Annotated in this window: 15 protein-coding genes; 9 read left to right on the top strand and 6 right to left on the bottom strand. The window is 64.5% G+C overall.

Features of this window, described 5'->3' with window-relative positions; all coding sequences use genetic code 11:
* The first annotated feature begins 16 nt into the window (after positions 1 to 16).
* The 4 genes from JQ604_RS34040 to JQ604_RS34025 all read left to right on the top strand — a co-directional run bounded on the left by JQ604_RS34040 (position 17) and on the right by JQ604_RS34025 (position 6,158).
* Positions 17 to 1,240 carry a DUF2235 domain-containing protein gene (locus JQ604_RS34040; RefSeq protein ID WP_212365095.1) on the top strand — a complete coding sequence of 408 codons (1,224 nt, stop codon included), beginning with the start codon at positions 17 to 19 and terminating at the stop codon, positions 1,238 to 1,240.
* Between the two features lie 143 nt (positions 1,241 to 1,383).
* Positions 1,384 to 3,252 carry a DNA helicase RecQ gene (gene recQ / locus JQ604_RS34035; protein ID WP_212365094.1) on the top strand — a complete coding sequence of 623 codons (1,869 nt, stop codon included), beginning with the start codon at positions 1,384 to 1,386 and terminating at the stop codon, positions 3,250 to 3,252.
* 141 nt (positions 3,253 to 3,393) lie between these two features.
* Entirely contained in the window at positions 3,394 to 5,142 is a 1,749-nt protein-coding gene (locus tag JQ604_RS34030) for a flavin-containing monooxygenase (RefSeq protein WP_212365093.1), read from the top strand.
* Between the two features lie 77 nt (positions 5,143 to 5,219).
* Positions 5,220 to 6,158, top strand: coding sequence for a metallophosphoesterase (locus tag JQ604_RS34025; RefSeq protein ID WP_212365092.1), 939 nt, complete (start codon positions 5,220 to 5,222; stop codon positions 6,156 to 6,158).
* Positions 6,159 to 6,278: 120 nt separating this feature from the next.
* Here JQ604_RS34025 and JQ604_RS34020 read toward each other — a convergent pair whose 3' ends face one another.
* The 3 genes from JQ604_RS34020 to JQ604_RS34010 form a co-directional block, all read right to left on the bottom strand.
* Positions 6,279 to 7,493: a S1C family serine protease gene (locus JQ604_RS34020; protein WP_349631178.1), complete on the bottom strand. Its 1,215-nt coding sequence runs from the start codon at positions 7,491 to 7,493 to the stop codon at positions 6,279 to 6,281.
* Between the two features lie 257 nt (positions 7,494 to 7,750).
* Positions 7,751 to 7,996, bottom strand: coding sequence for a hypothetical protein (locus JQ604_RS34015; protein WP_212365090.1), 246 nt, complete (start codon positions 7,994 to 7,996; stop codon positions 7,751 to 7,753).
* Positions 7,997 to 8,083: 87 nt separating this feature from the next.
* Positions 8,084 to 9,100 (bottom strand): 1-aminocyclopropane-1-carboxylate deaminase, encoded by a 1,017-nt coding sequence (locus JQ604_RS34010; protein ID WP_212365089.1) that lies wholly within the window; start codon positions 9,098 to 9,100, stop codon positions 8,084 to 8,086.
* 164 nt (positions 9,101 to 9,264) lie between these two features.
* Between JQ604_RS34010 and JQ604_RS34005 the strand changes: the two genes are divergently transcribed.
* The gene (locus JQ604_RS34005) at positions 9,265 to 9,729 is read left to right on the top strand and encodes an Lrp/AsnC family transcriptional regulator (RefSeq protein ID WP_212365088.1); all 465 of its coding nucleotides are present in this window, start codon (positions 9,265 to 9,267) and stop codon (positions 9,727 to 9,729) included.
* A gap of 124 nt (positions 9,730 to 9,853) precedes the next feature.
* Here JQ604_RS34005 and JQ604_RS34000 read toward each other — a convergent pair whose 3' ends face one another.
* The 3 genes from JQ604_RS34000 to JQ604_RS33990 form a co-directional block, all read right to left on the bottom strand.
* Positions 9,854 to 11,416 carry a serine hydrolase domain-containing protein gene (locus JQ604_RS34000; protein WP_212365087.1) on the bottom strand — a complete coding sequence of 521 codons (1,563 nt, stop codon included), beginning with the start codon at positions 11,414 to 11,416 and terminating at the stop codon, positions 9,854 to 9,856.
* A 156-nt stretch (positions 11,417 to 11,572) separates the two neighbouring features.
* Positions 11,573 to 11,944: a c-type cytochrome gene (locus JQ604_RS33995; protein ID WP_249159074.1), complete on the bottom strand. Its 372-nt coding sequence runs from the start codon at positions 11,942 to 11,944 to the stop codon at positions 11,573 to 11,575.
* A 547-nt stretch (positions 11,945 to 12,491) separates the two neighbouring features.
* The gene (locus tag JQ604_RS33990; protein WP_212365086.1) at positions 12,492 to 13,481 is read right to left on the bottom strand and encodes a tripartite tricarboxylate transporter substrate-binding protein; all 990 of its coding nucleotides are present in this window, start codon (positions 13,479 to 13,481) and stop codon (positions 12,492 to 12,494) included.
* 178 nt (positions 13,482 to 13,659) lie between these two features.
* Between JQ604_RS33990 and JQ604_RS33985 the strand changes: the two genes are divergently transcribed.
* The 4 genes from JQ604_RS33985 to JQ604_RS33970 all read left to right on the top strand — a co-directional run bounded on the left by JQ604_RS33985 (position 13,660) and on the right by JQ604_RS33970 (position 14,998).
* Positions 13,660 to 13,842 carry a hypothetical protein gene (locus tag JQ604_RS33985; protein ID WP_212365085.1) on the top strand — a complete coding sequence of 61 codons (183 nt, stop codon included), beginning with the start codon at positions 13,660 to 13,662 and terminating at the stop codon, positions 13,840 to 13,842.
* Positions 13,843 to 14,202: 360 nt separating this feature from the next.
* The gene (locus JQ604_RS33980; RefSeq protein ID WP_212365084.1) at positions 14,203 to 14,439 is read left to right on the top strand and encodes a hypothetical protein; all 237 of its coding nucleotides are present in this window, start codon (positions 14,203 to 14,205) and stop codon (positions 14,437 to 14,439) included.
* A gap of 19 nt (positions 14,440 to 14,458) precedes the next feature.
* On the top strand, positions 14,459 to 14,626 hold the full coding sequence (locus tag JQ604_RS33975) for a hypothetical protein (RefSeq protein ID WP_212365083.1): 168 nt from the start codon (positions 14,459 to 14,461) through the stop codon (positions 14,624 to 14,626).
* A gap of 201 nt (positions 14,627 to 14,827) precedes the next feature.
* Positions 14,828 to 14,998, top strand: coding sequence for a hypothetical protein (locus JQ604_RS33970; RefSeq protein WP_212365082.1), 171 nt, complete (start codon positions 14,828 to 14,830; stop codon positions 14,996 to 14,998).
* Positions 14,999 to 15,043: the final 45 nt, after the last annotated feature.

Genomic DNA, 15,043 nt, shown 5'->3' with positions numbered 1-15,043 from the left:
ATTCGAGGGGACCGAGATGCCGAAAGACATCGTCATTTTGTGTGACGGCACCGGCAACGAGATCGGCACCAACATCTCGAACGTGCTGAAGCTGTTTCGTGTGCTCGACAAGGATGACCGGCAACGCGTCTATTATCATCCGGGTGTCGGCACCATCGGGCTGCAGAGCACCTGGGGCCGCTTCAAGCAGAAGGTGCGCGGCCTGATGGGCCTCGCCACCGGCGCCGGCCTCGACGAGGACGTCCTCGGCTGCTACCGCTTCCTCTGCAACCATTACGAGAAGGGCGACCGGGTCTTTCTGTTCGGCTTCAGCCGTGGCGCCTACACCGTCCGTGTCCTCGCGGCGTTCGCCCATGTCATCGGACTGCTGCCGGTCGACCAGCTCGACCTCGCCGGCTACGCGCTGACGTCCTACAAGCAGGCCAGTGCGGAGGGCCAGAAGGACGATGGGTCGTTCGACGACACCGCGCTGAAGGAAGCCTGGCATTTCAGCCAGATCGCCGGCGGCCGCAACGTCGATATCGAATTCATCGGCGTGTGGGACACGGTCGCCTCGGTGATCGTGCCGCGGCAGGACAAGTTCTGGTTCGATTTGCAGATGCTGCTGTTCACGCGCACCAATCCGAGTGTGAAGAAATTCCGTCAGGCGATGTCGATCGACGAGCGGCGGCGCATGTTCCGCCTCAACAAATGGATCGAGCCGCAGCAATATCGCACGGATCAATTCGATCCTGCGACCGGCGTGCCGCAGGACATCCGGCAGGTCTGGTTCGCCGGCGTGCATTCCGACGTCGGCGGCGGCTATCCCGAAGCGGAAAGCGGCCTGTCGAAATTCCCGCTGATCTGGATGATCGAGCAGGCGAGACATGCAGGCCTGCGCATGGATCAGGCGATGATCGATCATCTCGCCTGGGGCGTGCCGCTGCCGCCGCATCGGCACGACTATGTGCCGCCGAATGCCGCCGCCGAACTGCACGACTCCCTGACCGGCGCCTGGTGGATTCTGGAATGGCTGCCGAAGTCGGACAAATGGAAGGAGTGGCCGGCGCGGAAATCCTTCCTCGGCTACTATCTGCCGCTCGGTGAGCCCCGCTTCATCAAGGACGGCGTGCTGATCCATCGCTCGGTGCTGGACCGGCAGGCGCAGGTTCCAGACTATCGCCCGATCAACCTGCCCCAGAGCTACCAGATCGAGGAGATGAGCCCGGCGCCGCTGGCCCCGGGCGCGCAGGTCGCCTGATCGTGCGCGCTATCCGGTTGCGAGAAGCCGTTTCGCCGCTCGTATCGCGCTTTGGGCTGTTGTAATCTGCCGGCAGCATCATGCCGCGGACGATTCCGGTTCCACCGGACGCGCCCGGCGCGTCATCGGATACGCCCTCTCGCATGCCCATCTCTGCCGCCCGCGACCAGGAGCCCGATATCGGGGCCCGCGCCCTCTCCGTGCTCAACCACGTCTTCGGTCTGCCGGGCTTTCGGGGCGCGCAGGAGCAAATCATCCGCCACGTCGCCGAGGGCGGCAATTGCCTGGTTCTGATGCCGACCGGCGGCGGCAAGTCGATGTGCTACCAGCTACCGTCGCTCTTGCGCGACGGTTGCGGCGTCGTGGTCTCGCCGCTGATCGCGCTGATGCGCGACCAGGTCGCGGGGCTGGTCGAGGCCGGCGTCAATGCAGCGGTGCTGAACTCGACGCTGTCTTACGAGGAAGCCAACGAGGTCGAGCGCCGCCTGCTCGCCGGCGATCTCGACCTGCTCTATGTCGCGCCCGAGCGCCTCTTGACGCCGCGCTGCCTCAACCTGCTGGGTCAAGCCAACATCGCGCTGTTTGCGATCGACGAGGCGCATTGCGTGTCGCAATGGGGCCACGACTTCCGCCCGGAATATATCGGCCTCTCCGCGCTGGCCGAACGTTTCCCCGACGTGCCGCGCATCGCGCTGACCGCCACCGCCGATGCGATGACGCGCAAGGAGATCGCCGAGCGGCTTTCGTTGACGGACGCGCCGCAATTCGTCGCGAGCTTCGATCGCCCCAACATCCGCTACGAGATCGTTGACAAGCAGAATGCGGTGACGCAGCTGAAGAATGTGATTGCCGAGCGCCATGCCGGCGATGCCGGCGTGGTCTACTGCCTGTCGCGCGCCAAGGTCGAGGACGTTGCTTCTGCCCTGAGCGATGCCGGCATCACCGCCCTGCCCTATCACGCCGGGCTCGACGCTGGTGTGCGCGCCCGAAACCAGGATCGCTTCCTCAATGAGGACGGCATCGTGATCGTCGCCACGATCGCCTTCGGCATGGGCATCGACAAGCCCGACGTGCGCTTCGTCGCGCATCTCGATTTGCCCAAGAGCATCGAGGCCTATTACCAGGAGACCGGGCGCGCCGGGCGTGACGGCAAGCCGTCCACGGCATGGATGGCCTATGGGCTGTCAGACATCGTGCAGCAGCGCCGCATGATCGACGAATCGACCGGCTCCGACGCGTTCAAGCGCGTCTCGATCGGCAAGCTCGACGCGCTGGTGGCCCTGGCCGAAACCGTGCATTGCCGCCGGCAACGGCTGCTCGGCTATTTCGGCGAGACGCGGGACACCGGGAGCTGCGGCAATTGCGACAACTGCCTGACGCCGCCGAAAGTGCGCGACGGCAAGGTGCTGGCGCAGAAGCTGCTGTCCTGCGTCTACCGCACCGGGCAGCGCTTTGGCGCGATGCACCTGATCGACGTGCTGGTCGGCCGCCTCACCGAGCGCGTCCAGCAATTCAACCACGACAAGCTGTCCGTGTTCGGCATCGGCCGCGAGCTCAACGAGAAGCAATGGCGCGCGGTGCTGCGCCAGCTGGTGGCGATGGGTCATCTGCGCGCCGACAGCGAGGCCTTCAACGCGCTGAAGCTGACCGACAGCGCGCGCGGCGTGCTCAAGGGCGAAACGGCGGTGATGCTGCGCGAGCAGCCGGAGGGCGCGCGCAACCGCGCGGTCCGCGGCAAGTCGCGCCGCGGGGAGCTCGCGCCTGCAAGCGGCGCCCACAGCGCCGCGGCCAATCCGGCGCTGCACGCCGCGCTGCGCGCCTGGCGCTCCGAGGTCGCGCGCGAACGCGGCGTGCCGGCCTACGTCGTGCTGCATGATTCCACCATCGACGGCATCGCCGCCGTGCGGCCGGGCACGCTGAACGAGCTGCGCGGCATCGCCGGGATCGGCGACAAGAAGCTCGAGCATTACGGCGATCAACTGCTCACCCTGGTGCGGACGACGGACGGCTGAACCGTCCAGCCCGCGCCCCAATACCGCGGCTTTGCCCATGGCAGCATGGGAGCCATACCCGGCACGGCAGTCCGGTTGCTTGCGAGGGGCGACCTCGTCGCCCTAATCTTCCCGCAACAAACGATAGGGATGAAACAGGCCATGGCCGAGGGACGTGCTGCGCGCGGTCACGCGCGACCTGCCGAAAGCGGAGCGTTCGATGCCGTCGTGGTCGGCGCGGGTTTTGCCGGGATGTACATGCTGCACCGGCTGCGCGGGCTCGGCTTCTCGGCGCGAGTCTACGAGGCCGGCGGTGGGGTCGGCGGCACCTGGTACTGGAATCGCTATCCCGGCGCCCGCTGCGACGTCGAGAGCCTGCAATATTCCTTCTCGTTCTCCGAGGAGCTCGACCAGGAATGGAACTGGTCGGAGAAGTACTCACCGCAGCCGGAGATTCTCGCCTACGCCAACCATGTCGCTAATCGATTCGACCTGCGGCGCGATATCCGGTTCGACACCCGCGTCACCGCCGCGACCTTCGACGAGACGACGAACAGATGGCGGATCGAAACCGATCGCGGCGACGAGGTCACCGCACAATTCTGCATCATGGCGGTCGGCTGCCTGTCGGCGCCGAACCGGCCGGCCTTTGCAGGCATGGACGATTTCCGCGGGCCGATCTACCACACCGGCGAATGGCCGCATGACGGCGTCGACTTCACGGGCCTCCGCGTCGGCGTGATCGGCACCGGCTCGTCGGCGATCCAGTCGATCCCGATCATCGCGCAGCAGGCCAAGGCGCTCACCGTCTTCCAGCGCACCGCGACCTGGTCGGTGCCGGCGTGGAACGAGGCGCTGTCGGCGGAGTACCTGAAGGAAGCCAAGACCCATTATCCGGAGCTGCGCGCGAAAGCGCGGGCGCGGCCGACCGGGTTCTATTTTCCATTCAACATTCAGCCTGCGCTGCAAGCGAGCGCCGAACAGCGCGAAGCGCAATATGAGGCTGCGTGGCAACGCGGCGGGCTGCCGTTCCTCGGCGCCTACGGTGATTTGCTGTTCGAGAAGGCAGCGAACGACACCATCGCCGACTTTGCCCGGGAGAAGATCCGCGGCATCGTGAAAGACTCGGCGACGGCGGAGCTGCTGTGTCCGCAGAACGTCTTCGGCTGCAAGCGGCTCTGTGTCGATACCGGCTATTTCGAGACCTACAATCTGCCGCATGTCAAACTGGTCGATGTGTCGAAGACGCCGATCGAGCGCTTCACCTCCGATGGGATTGTCGTCGATGGCACCGAATACAAGGTCGATGCCATCGTCGCTGCGACCGGCTTTGCCGCGATGACCGGCTCGTTCGACAAGATTGCGATCACCGGTCGCGGCGGGCGGACGCTGGCGGAGAAATGGCGCGCCGGACCGCGGGCCTATCTTGGAATTGCGACCGCAGGCTTTCCGAATCTGTTCATGATCACCGGCCCCGGCAGCCCGTCGGTGCTGGCCAGCATGATCCAGGCGATCGAGCAGCATGTCGACTGGCTTGCCGACTGCCTCAGTCACATGCGCGATGTCGGCGCTGACACGATCGAGCCGGTGCGCGCGGACGAGGATGCCTGGGTCGCCCATGTCAACGACGTCTCGACGGTGTCGCTGCGCTCGACCTGCAGCTCCTGGTATGTCGGCACCAACATCCCCGGCCGTCCCCGCGTCTTCATGCCGTATATCGGCGGCTTCCCGGTCTATGTGCAGAGGTGCAATGAGGTGATGAACGCCGGTTACGAGGGCTTTGTGCTGGACGGTGCGCGAGGCAGCAACGCGCCACCCGCCGTGCGCTTCACCGAGCGCTGGCAGGTGCCGCTCGACATCGAGGTGATCTCGCCGGCCGCAGTCGCGGCCAGGCGCGTGCCCGTCGTCTGAAGCGTTCCGCCGCGATTGCGCGGGCGCGCGTCGCCCATGCTATGGTCGCGCCGGACGCAAGACGCTGACGACTGATCATGACGGACGACAATCTCGACACACTGATCGCGCGGATCGGCCACGATCACGTCGCGCGGCGGCTTGCGGTCGAGACCGAGCACGAGGCGCAGCTGTTCGGCCAGGGCACGCTGGTGTTCAATCTCGAAAACTGGCGCGTGGCGCCTGTGGTGGTCGACACCGCGCTGAAGCTCGCCGGCCTCTACGGCCGGGCGCGGCGCAACGCCGATCGCGTGCTGATCGAGCGGAACACCGTGACGTGCCCGCATCTGCCGCCGGGCTTCGACGGCTTCACCATCCTGCAGATCAGCGATCTCCATGCCGATATCAGCGTCGGCGCGATGCGGCATCTGACCAGTTTCGCCGGCGACATCGCCTATGACATCTGCGTTCTGACCGGCGACTATCGCGGCCGCACCTTTGGCTGGTTCGACAAGAGCCTCCTGCTGATGCAGGAACTGTGCGCGCAATTGAAGCCGCCGCTCTACGGCATCCTCGGCAATCACGACAGCATCCGCATGACGCCGGCGCTGGAGGCGATGGGCATAAGGATGCTGTTCAACGAATCCGAGTCGATCGCGCGCGGCGATGAGACGATCCATCTCGCCGGCATCGACGATGCGCATTTCTACCGCGCTGATGACATTGCGAAAGCTGCAGCGCGAATTCCGCGTGACACCTTCTCGGTCCTGCTCGCGCACACGCCGGAATCCTACCGCGAGGCTGCGGACGCCGGCTTCGACCTCATGCTGAGCGGCCACACCCATGGCGGCCAACTCTGTCTGCCCAGCGGCATCGCCATCAAGCTCGAGGCGCGGCTGCCGCGCCACATGGGTGCCGGCGCCTGGCGCCACGCACAGCTGGCCGGGTACACCTCCCGCGGCGCCGGCACCAGCCTGTCGCCGGTGCGGCTGAATTGTCCCGCCGAGGTGACGCTGCATACGATGCGGCGGGGGTGAGCGCGTCCGATCGCCCCGGAACAGGTGCCGTAGCCCGGATGGAGCGCAGCGTAATCCGGGTTTTGTCAAATGCGGCACGATTCCCGGATTTCGCTTCGCTCCATCCGGGCTACGAAATCCTCAATTCCCCGGCTTCTTCGCAGTCGCGCTCTGCTCGGCGACCTTGCAGGTGATCAGCAGCGTAAACGCACGCGCAGCCTTGGCAATGTCGGCGGTTTCCTTGCGCTCCTGCGTTTCGGCGAGACGATAGGGCACCGCGCTGTTGTCGAGGAAATCGCGCAGCGCGCCGGTCTTGATGGCGAAGTTGATGTTCTCGGGGATGTTGCCGGTCGCACGTGCGAATTTGATCGCATCAAGCTTGCCCGAGACCACGCCGGCAATCGCGCCATTGACATCGAGCAAGGGTCCGCCGCTGTTGCCTGGCTGGACCGCAGCGCTGGTTTGCAGGTAGCGCGTGTCATTGAGGATGCCGCTCAGCGAACTGACGATGCCCGTGGTCACCGTGAAATCCGATGTCAGCAGGCCGTGATAGGGATAGCCGATCGCGACGACGCCCTGGCCAACCTGAATGGAATTGGTCTTGATCACGGCATAGTCCTTGAAAGGGCTCGGCGCCTGCAGCAGCGCAAGATCATTGGTCTCGTCGCCCGACACCAACCGCAGCTTGACCGGCGCTTCGCCGTTCAGATTGCCCGAGATTTCGCTACAGCCATCGATGACATGATGATTGGTGACGATGTGGCCGCTGTTGCTGATCACGAAGCCGGTGCCGAAACCGCCGCCGGACTTGCGTTGGCCCTTGGGTGACGCATCAGGTGTGGCCTGCGACGGCGGCGCGGCCGCCGGCTTCGCCGCCACCGCAAACTCGCCGGCATTGGCGACACCGTTCTTCTTCACGGTCATGACGCAGTTGAGCAGCGCCGGCAGCAGTTGCGCGGTCTGATCCAGATTGAACTGAAACAGCTGCCCCTGGGCAAAGGCTGACATCTGGCGCGCCTTGCGAAACTGCGTGACCAGCGCCGACGTCACGGGCAGATCGACGGCGACGAGCTTTTCGGCAAGGGGCCTGCCGTAAACATTGAAAGCCGGTTGGCCGTCGAACGTCAGCGTCAGCGGAAAGGCTTCGCCGGGCGTCAACCGCCAACTGTCATGAGCAAAGCCCAATTGCCAGCCTCCGTTCTCGCCAATCGAGACCGCGAAATAAATGCCGCTCTGGTAGGACGTGCCGGCCGAGCAGTGGGTGAAGGCGCCGTTCTTGTCGTTGGTGTAGGCGCCGCCTTGCCACTTGCCGACGGTGATCGACCCGTAGGGACCGCGGGCCTCCGTTGCCGTCACGGACAAGACAAGCCACGCGGCCGCAACGACCGCCCAAATTCCAGTTCTCATCACGCGTTACCCCCCGGCCACGGCTCATCTTACGGGGTCACAAAATTCCCGCGCAAGTGGTGAGGCGCCGATTGACCTTCCCTCTTGCGCGAAACATCACCGCGGGACACGGAAGGCACCTGCACCCTAACCTGCACCCTCAGGTTACCGCACAATGTTCCCATTTTGTTCCAAGAATGTCAACGCGCGGTTGTACAGCGCTGAGCCTATTTTGACGGGTCGACTGACGAGGACGCCGCATCCCGCGGGCGCCGCAGATAGTTGAACCAGCACCAGAAGGCGACGGCGTGGGTGCCAACGCCGACCAGGAAGATGCCGACGTACAGTTCAAGCGGCATTTCCCAGGTGCGGACGCGCGAGAGCTGGGAAGGATCCTGGTAGGACCAATAGCCGTGCGCGACGCAGAGCAGCCCGATGCCGAGCGTGACGACAGCCCGGCCGAATGCGCTCATCATCCGCAAATGTTGCTCTCCCCGCCCCGGTTGGCGGAGCGAGGATAGCGACGCAACCTGACGTGGGCCTTACGGACGACGCAGCGGCTAGCCGTTGCGGAACGCGTAGGCGTAGCCGTTGAGCGCGGGCGCGCCGCCGAGATGGGCGTAGAGCACCTTGGAGCCGGCGGGGAAGTAGCCCTTCTGCACGAGGTCGATCATGCCCTGCATCGATTTCCCCTCGTAGACGGGGTCGGTGATCATGCCCTCGAGCTTGGCGGCGAGGCGGATCGCTTCCTTGGTCTCGTCCGACGGCACGCCATAGGCCGGATAGGCGTAGTCCTCGATCAGCACGACGTCGTCGGCGACGAGATCCTGGCCGAGCTCAACGAGCTTGGCCGTGTTCTGGGCGATCGACAGCACCTGCGCCTTGGTCTGCGCGGGCGTGAACGAGCCATCGATGCCGATCACCTTTCGCGCACGGCCGTCGGCGGCGAAGCCGACCAGCATGCCGGCATGGGTCGAGCCGGTGACGGTGCAGACCACGATGTAATCGAACTTGAAGCCGAGTTCCTTCTCCTGCGCGCGCACCTCTTCGGCGAAGCCGACATAGCCGAGGCCGCCGAATTTGTGCACGGAGGCGCCGGCCGGAATCGCGTAGGGCTTGCCACCGGCGGCCTTCACTTCCTCGATCGCCTGCTCCCAGCTCTTGCGGATGCCGATGTCGAAACCGTCATCGACCAGGCGCACATCGGCGCCCATCACGCGCGACAGCAGGATGTTGCCGACGCGGTCGTAGACGGCGTCCTCGTGCGGCACCCAGCTTTCCTGCACCAGGCGGCACTTCATGCCGATCTTGGCCGCGACGGCCGCGACCATGCGGGTGTGGTTCGACTGCACGCCGCCGATCGAGACCAGCGTGTCGGCGTTGGAGGCGATCGCATCGGGAATGATGTATTCGAGCTTGCGCAGCTTGTTGCCGCCATAGGCGAGACCGGAATTGCAGTCCTCGCGCTTGGCATAGAGCTCGACCTTGCCGCCGAGATGCTTGGACAGCCGGTCCAGCTTCTCGATGTGGGTCGGTCCGAAGGTGAGCGGATAGCGCGCGAATTTTTCCAGCTGCATGGCCTTTGCATCCCCGTTGATGGTGGTGTCGGCGGTGAGCCCTATCATCAATGGCGGAAGAGGTGCTCTCGAATTTCGCTCATAAACTTCGCGATCTTTATTCCACTCAGCCAATATGATAACTATTTCTCTCAAGATTTAGCTCAGAGGCGAAAGATTCTTCCATGGCCTCCCGACTCGACCGAACCGACCTCAAGATATTGCGATTGCTGCAGAATAACGGCCGGCTGAGCAACGCCGAGCTGGCCGAGCAGGTCGGCGTCAGCCCCGCCACCTGCCATCGCCGCACGCAAGCGCTGTTTGACGAGGGCTTCATCAGTGGCGTCCGCGCCATGATCGCGCCGCGCAAGGTCGGCAAGGGCACGCTGGTCATGGTCGGCGTCGTGCTCGACCGCTCGACGCCGGAAAGCTTTGCCAGCTTCGAGCAGGCCGTGGCGAAACTGAAATTCGTGCTCGACTGCCACCTCGTCGCCGGCGACTTCGACTATTTCCTGAAAATCCGCGTCGGCGACATGGAGGATTTCAACCGCATCCACGGCAACCCGCTGATCGCGCTGCCCGGCGTGCGGCAGACCCGCACCTTCTTCGTCATGAAGGAGGTGGTCGACAACGCGGCGCTGGAGTTCTAAAGCGCGATGAGGTTAGGTTGAATCGTCATCGCGCTTTAGGTTTTTGTTTGAGCATGATCTCCGCGCAAACGCGTTCCGCGTTTGTCGCGAGGGAAAACCGCTTCACACTTTTCCGGATCATGCTCTAGCCGCCCGACGTCCCGTCCGCCTGCGCCTCGCGTCCGTCCCGCTCCTTGCTGCGCAACGCGACCTTGTCGCCGTCGAAGGTAAGCGTCCATGTCGAGGCGTTGCCGCCGCCGACGAATTGCAGATCGATGACGAACGTGTGCTCGTCCTTCCACGTGCCCTTGGCGGCGCGAAGGCCGAGGATACCCGGCGCGCTCTTGCGGTACAGTCCATCGAGGCCGATCGGCCCGTCGAGGCGGCGGAGCGCGGGATCGCCGGCGGCCGTCTCCACGAGGTAATGCGGATTCTCGCCGGCGAGGTACAGCGTCATTGTCTTGATGCCCGACGCATTGTCGGAGAATTTGTAGGTCTTGCCCGAAATCTCGGCTTCGAGCGTTGGCACAGCGCCGACCGGCGTCGGTTTCTCCGTGGCGACGTCGGCGACCGCCTTGGCCAGTTGCTCCGCTGCGACCGTGTCGGCCGGCAACGCAGACTCGGATTTGACGGCGCCGGAAATCTCATCGGCCAGCCTGCCGAACTCGCAGAAATTGCTCGCCGTCATCACCGCGACGATGTCGCGCTCGGGCAGCACCATGACCACCTGGCAGTGATAGCCGACCGACATGAAGACGGGCTTGTCGGGAAGGGCCCAGAACTGGTCGGCGTAACGCAGCGCGGGCTCAAATCGCGCCTTCATGTCCACGGTGGCATGGTTGACGGCCGCGAGGAAATCCGCCGGCAGCAATTGCTTGCCGTCCCACGCGCCCTTGCGCAGATAGAGATAGCCGATCCTGGCCATGTCCCGCGGCCGCATCGCAAGGCCGAAGCCGCCGGTCGGAACGCCCTGCGGATCGCGCCGCCATGCCGGCCGCGCGATCCCGAGCGGACCGAACAGCTTTTCCTGCGCATAGTCGGCGGTGTTCTTGCCGGTGATCTTGCCGACGATTGCGGACAGCAGCTGCGAGCCGCCGCTGTTGTAATAAAACACCTCGCCCGGCGCATGCGCCATCGGGCGATCGAGGATGAACTGGACCCAGTCCGAACTCGCGGTCATGTCGCGCATCGATTGCTCGCGGCCGCCAACATAACCTTCGTCCCATTCGAGGCCGGACGTCATGTTGAGCAGATGCTGAACCGTGATCGCCTTCTTGCGCTCGTCGAGATTGGCGATGTTGCGATCGGAAAAGAAATCCATCGCCGGGTGATCGAGACGATCCAGGAGGCCATCCTTGTAGGCCATCGCCAGCAAGGTCGCGACCACCGCCTTGGTCGAGGAGTTGATCACATGCGGCATGTCGGCGGTGTACGGCGCGTAATAGGCATCGAGCACGATGCGGCCATGGCGCGTCACCAGCAGGCTGTCGAAGCTGCGCGGGATGCCGGATGCGACCAGTTTTTCCAATGCGGCCGAATCCATGCCCTGCTCTTCCGGCGTCGACGTCTGCCATTGCGCAGTCGGCCAGACCGTCTCGGCGCGCTGTGCGCTCGCGGTGCCGGAATGGATCGACGTGAACAGGATGAGCGCGCCCAACAGGGACTTGCTTCGTGACGAAAAGCCGACGACGAGATCAGCGACCTGCATGCTCTGCCCTGCCTGGGATTGTTGCGCGCAGGCCAATATCACGCGCGGAAATCGCTCGTTTGACAGAAATTGCTGAATTTGGGCGAAGGCCGATCGGCATGATCCACGTGCGGAGACGTCGCCGGCCGTGTTACAGATTGTTGCTGCGACGACCGATCATGGCCCGGACGATTTCAGGAACGCCACGATCTTCGCGCGATCCTCCGCCGAGCGCACGCCGGTGTAGGGCTTCATGCGATTGCCCGACACCATCGCCTCGGGATCCTCGATGAAGCGCGCGAGCTTGTCTTCGTCCCAGACGAAGTCGGCGGATTTCATCGCCTCGGTGTAGGCGAAGTTCGGCACGGTGCCGGCCTTGCGTCCGACGATCGCATGCAGGCTCGGGCCGGCGCGGTTGTCGCCCTCCTTGACCGTGTGGCAGGTGCGACAGGAATTGTTGAAGGCCTGCTCGCCCGCGCGCGGCTCCTGCGCCAACGATGGCGAAGCCATACCCATTGCGTACAACGTCAGAACCAGTGTCCATTTCATGCCGATGTCTCGCCAGGCTCGATTCCGTTCCAACGTCGTCGCGATCCGAAAGGTCCTCCGCAAAACTGCGGCTCAAAGCGTTTTCCGGCGAAGTGGGCACCGGTTCGCGTGAAGAAAACGCGTAAAAAAGAGAAGCTAGAGCTCTGTTCCGATTTCATCGGAACGGAGCTCTAGTGGCACAAAGCGCACAGCCCCTTGCGGGATAAGCATATCAGTTCCGCGAATCTTCGGCAGTTTGTCAAAACATCGGCGAGCAAGCCCGTACTGCTACGGGGCGGGCAAATCACGGTTACGCCGCAATGCGCCGCAGGATTACATTGTGGGGCGTGACTCTGTGGGACGGTAGCGTGGGGAGCGTACGATGCCGACGGGTGAACAGCGAATGCGCGAAGAAGTGACTTGCACATGTGAAGCCTGCGGACATCGCATGAAGCTGCTGGCCGCGTTGCCGGCGACGGCGAAGCACGAAGCGGTGCGGGTGTTTCGCTGCTACGATTGCAATGCCGTGAGGTCGGAGCGCGAGGCCGCCTGAGCGACGCGACGTCGTCTACTCCGGCTTGATGTTGGCCGATTTGACGATCGGCCACCATTTCTCGATCTCCGCCGCCTGATGCGCGCGCAGCGCATCACCACTCTGCTTGTCGGGCGCAGGAATTTCCTGCCCCAGCTCCAGGAAACGCTGCCGCACCGCGGGTTCGGCAAGCGCCGTGCGCACCGCGGCGCCGAGCGTTGCGACGATCTCGGCCGGCGTGCCCTTCGGCGCCCACAGGCCGTGCCAATAGGCGATGTAGAGCCCCGGCAATCCCGCTTCATCGACGGTCGGAATCTCCGGCGCCGATGGCAGGCGCGACGATGAGGTGACGGCATAGGCCTTCACCGTGCCGCTCTTGACCTGCGCCAGCGAGTTCGACGCCTGGTCGAACATGATGTCGATATGCCCGGCCATCAGGTCGTTCAGCGCCGGACCCGCGCCGCGATAGGGCACGAACGAGAAATTGGTATCGGTGAGCTGCTGGAAGAACACGCCGGCGACATGCGCGCCGGAGCCCGGGCCTGCGGTGCCCGCCGTCGCCTTGCTGGCATTGCTCTTCAGCCAGCCGATCAGCTCCTTCAGATTCTTCGCCGGCAGGTCGGGCCGGGCGATGATCAGCTGCGGGCCGCTTGCGATCAGCGCGATCGGCGCAAACTCGCGCACATCATATTGCAGCTGATAGATCGCGCCGTTCAGGCAATGCGTGCCCCAATGCCCGATCGTGATGGTATAGCCGTCCGCCGCCGCACGCGCCGCCCGCAGGCCCGCCACCGTACCCGAGGCACCCGTGATGTTCTCGACCACCACGGGATGGCCGAGGCTGCCGCGCATATATTCGGCGAGGATCCGCGCCAGCACGTCGGTCGGCCCGCCCGCCGCAAACGGCACGATGATGGTGATCGGCCGGGTCGGAAACGTGTCGGCACGCAGGGCACGCGAGACCAGCGGGGCAACGGCGGCGCCGAGCGCGAGTCGCAAGAACGGCCGGCGCGACACGTTGGGCATGTGTTTCTCCCATCAGGCTTTTCTTGGGTTTGTTCCGTATCACTCTACCCCGTCTTCGACGGCGGTCGAGGGCTGCAACGTTGAAAAGATGAGACAAGATCGGCGTCAGCTGCCGGTAAGCCGCAGATGCTATGGCAAATGCGGGGCGGGGCAGGTCCGAGCTGTAACGGAGAATGACATGGAAAGCGCCGCCCTGACGTTCTGCAGCATCCTCGCAGCCGTACTGCTCTATCGCGCCGGCTATCGCAGCGGATTCGAGACCGGTGTCGATGCGGTAACCGAACTCCTCTTTAAGGTGCCGCGACCATCGATTCCGCAAGCCGGCCGCAGTGAGATCAAGACGTCGGAGTCGATTGGCTAAGCCACGGATGGGCGCCGGGCCTGATACCCTCCACTGTGTCGAGCGCCCCACTTCAATCCGGTGCCGCGAGCAGCCAGGCCAGATAGGCGTAGTACAGCGTCGCGGTCAGCGCGATCGCGACCGCACAGCCTGCGATGATCTCCACCTTCGCGGACCTCGACAGTCTCATGCGCGGATAAGGCGAACGCGGCGATTTGGTTCCACGCCGCAACACGCGGCCCCTGTCAATTGCGAGCGTGCCGCGCGTCACACGCGTCCGCGCGTGGCGTGATGTCTCTCACAGCCGGGCGGGAATAAAGCCGGCAACCTGTCTCCCGGTTGCGGGGTGGTCCCGTGCCATCACATCAATGGAGCACTGACATGACGATTGTGAATGAGGATATGGCCCATCGCGAGCTCTCGATCGAGGAACTCGACCCGGTGGCCGCCGGCGAATGGAGCTGGAAGGGCTTTCTCGGAGCCGTCGCGGGCGGTGCCGCGACCGGTGCCCTGGGCGGCGCGGCCGTCGGCGGCGTCGGTGCCGGCCCCGGCGCGGTCGGTGGCGGCCTGACCGGCGGCATCGGCTACTGCATCAGCGCGATCATCGACCTGTTCTGATCGGTCCATGGAGACGGCGATGCAGAACATGATCAAGGAGCTGACCGGCGACGAGCTGGAAACCGTGAGCGGAGGCATGACCAACACCGGCAAGTCCGGATCGGACACGCTCTCCGACATCCTGCAATGGATCATCAAGCACATCACGGTGCCGGCGACGCTCGGTGGTACCAGCCAAAAACACTAGACCTTCTTCCAGCGAAGTGGCTACGAAGCGGGGCTCTCGAAAGAGGCCCCGCTTTTTTCATGCCGGAAGGCGCGCCGGCGCAAATAGTCCCGCGCCTCGCAGCCGGCGTGACCAAGCTCACAGCACGCCGCTCGCCGGCGCGGCATGGTGGCTCCCGGATGACGGGATCCTCCAGTCACCATGACCCCAATGGAGATTGCAATGACCTCGACTGCACACATCGCCCACGAGTTTCGCCTGCTCGCCGACGACGAGATCGCTGCCGCGTCCGGCGGCTGCCGTCCGATCGTCACCGTCGACAAGCACGGCAACATCACCATCACCTCGCCGACCACCGATCGCGGCAAGGGCAAGACCATCTCCGCCGACTAATCAGCGCCGTCTGAACTGACGGCGCGCACGTAAGAGCCGGCGTCG

This window comes from Bradyrhizobium jicamae, from assembly GCF_018130695.1.
In the GTDB taxonomy this organism is placed as follows: Bacteria; Pseudomonadota; Alphaproteobacteria; order Rhizobiales; family Xanthobacteraceae; genus Bradyrhizobium; species Bradyrhizobium jicamae_B.
Note: the sequence above shows the minus strand (reverse complement) of the source record. Positions and strands in the feature narration are given on the sequence as shown.

What these genes read in the sequence shown, in the direction of transcription:
- JQ604_RS34040 (WP_212365095.1), top strand. Translation starts at nt 17, where the DNA reads ATGCCGAAAGACATCGTCATTTTGTGTGACGGCACCGGCAACGAGATC.
- recQ (WP_212365094.1), top strand. Translation starts at nt 1,384, where the DNA reads ATGCCCATCTCTGCCGCCCGCGACCAGGAGCCCGATATCGGGGCCCGC.
- JQ604_RS34030 (WP_212365093.1), top strand. Translation starts at nt 3,394, where the DNA reads ATGGCCGAGGGACGTGCTGCGCGCGGTCACGCGCGACCTGCCGAAAGC.
- JQ604_RS34025 (WP_212365092.1), top strand. Translation starts at nt 5,220, where the DNA reads ATGACGGACGACAATCTCGACACACTGATCGCGCGGATCGGCCACGAT.
- JQ604_RS34015 (WP_212365090.1), bottom strand. Translation starts at nt 7,996, where the DNA reads ATGAGCGCATTCGGCCGGGCTGTCGTCACGCTCGGCATCGGGCTGCTC.
- JQ604_RS34010 (WP_212365089.1), bottom strand. Translation starts at nt 9,100, where the DNA reads ATGCAGCTGGAAAAATTCGCGCGCTATCCGCTCACCTTCGGACCGACC.
- JQ604_RS34005 (WP_212365088.1), top strand. Translation starts at nt 9,265, where the DNA reads ATGGCCTCCCGACTCGACCGAACCGACCTCAAGATATTGCGATTGCTG.
- JQ604_RS34000 (WP_212365087.1), bottom strand. Translation starts at nt 11,416, where the DNA reads ATGCAGGTCGCTGATCTCGTCGTCGGCTTTTCGTCACGAAGCAAGTCC.
- JQ604_RS33995 (WP_249159074.1), bottom strand. Translation starts at nt 11,944, where the DNA reads ATGAAATGGACACTGGTTCTGACGTTGTACGCAATGGGTATGGCTTCG.
- JQ604_RS33990 (WP_212365086.1), bottom strand. Translation starts at nt 13,481, where the DNA reads ATGCCCAACGTGTCGCGCCGGCCGTTCTTGCGACTCGCGCTCGGCGCC.
- JQ604_RS33985 (WP_212365085.1), top strand. Translation starts at nt 13,660, where the DNA reads ATGGAAAGCGCCGCCCTGACGTTCTGCAGCATCCTCGCAGCCGTACTG.
- JQ604_RS33980 (WP_212365084.1), top strand. Translation starts at nt 14,203, where the DNA reads ATGACGATTGTGAATGAGGATATGGCCCATCGCGAGCTCTCGATCGAG.
- JQ604_RS33975 (WP_212365083.1), top strand. Translation starts at nt 14,459, where the DNA reads ATGCAGAACATGATCAAGGAGCTGACCGGCGACGAGCTGGAAACCGTG.
- JQ604_RS33970 (WP_212365082.1), top strand. Translation starts at nt 14,828, where the DNA reads ATGACCTCGACTGCACACATCGCCCACGAGTTTCGCCTGCTCGCCGAC.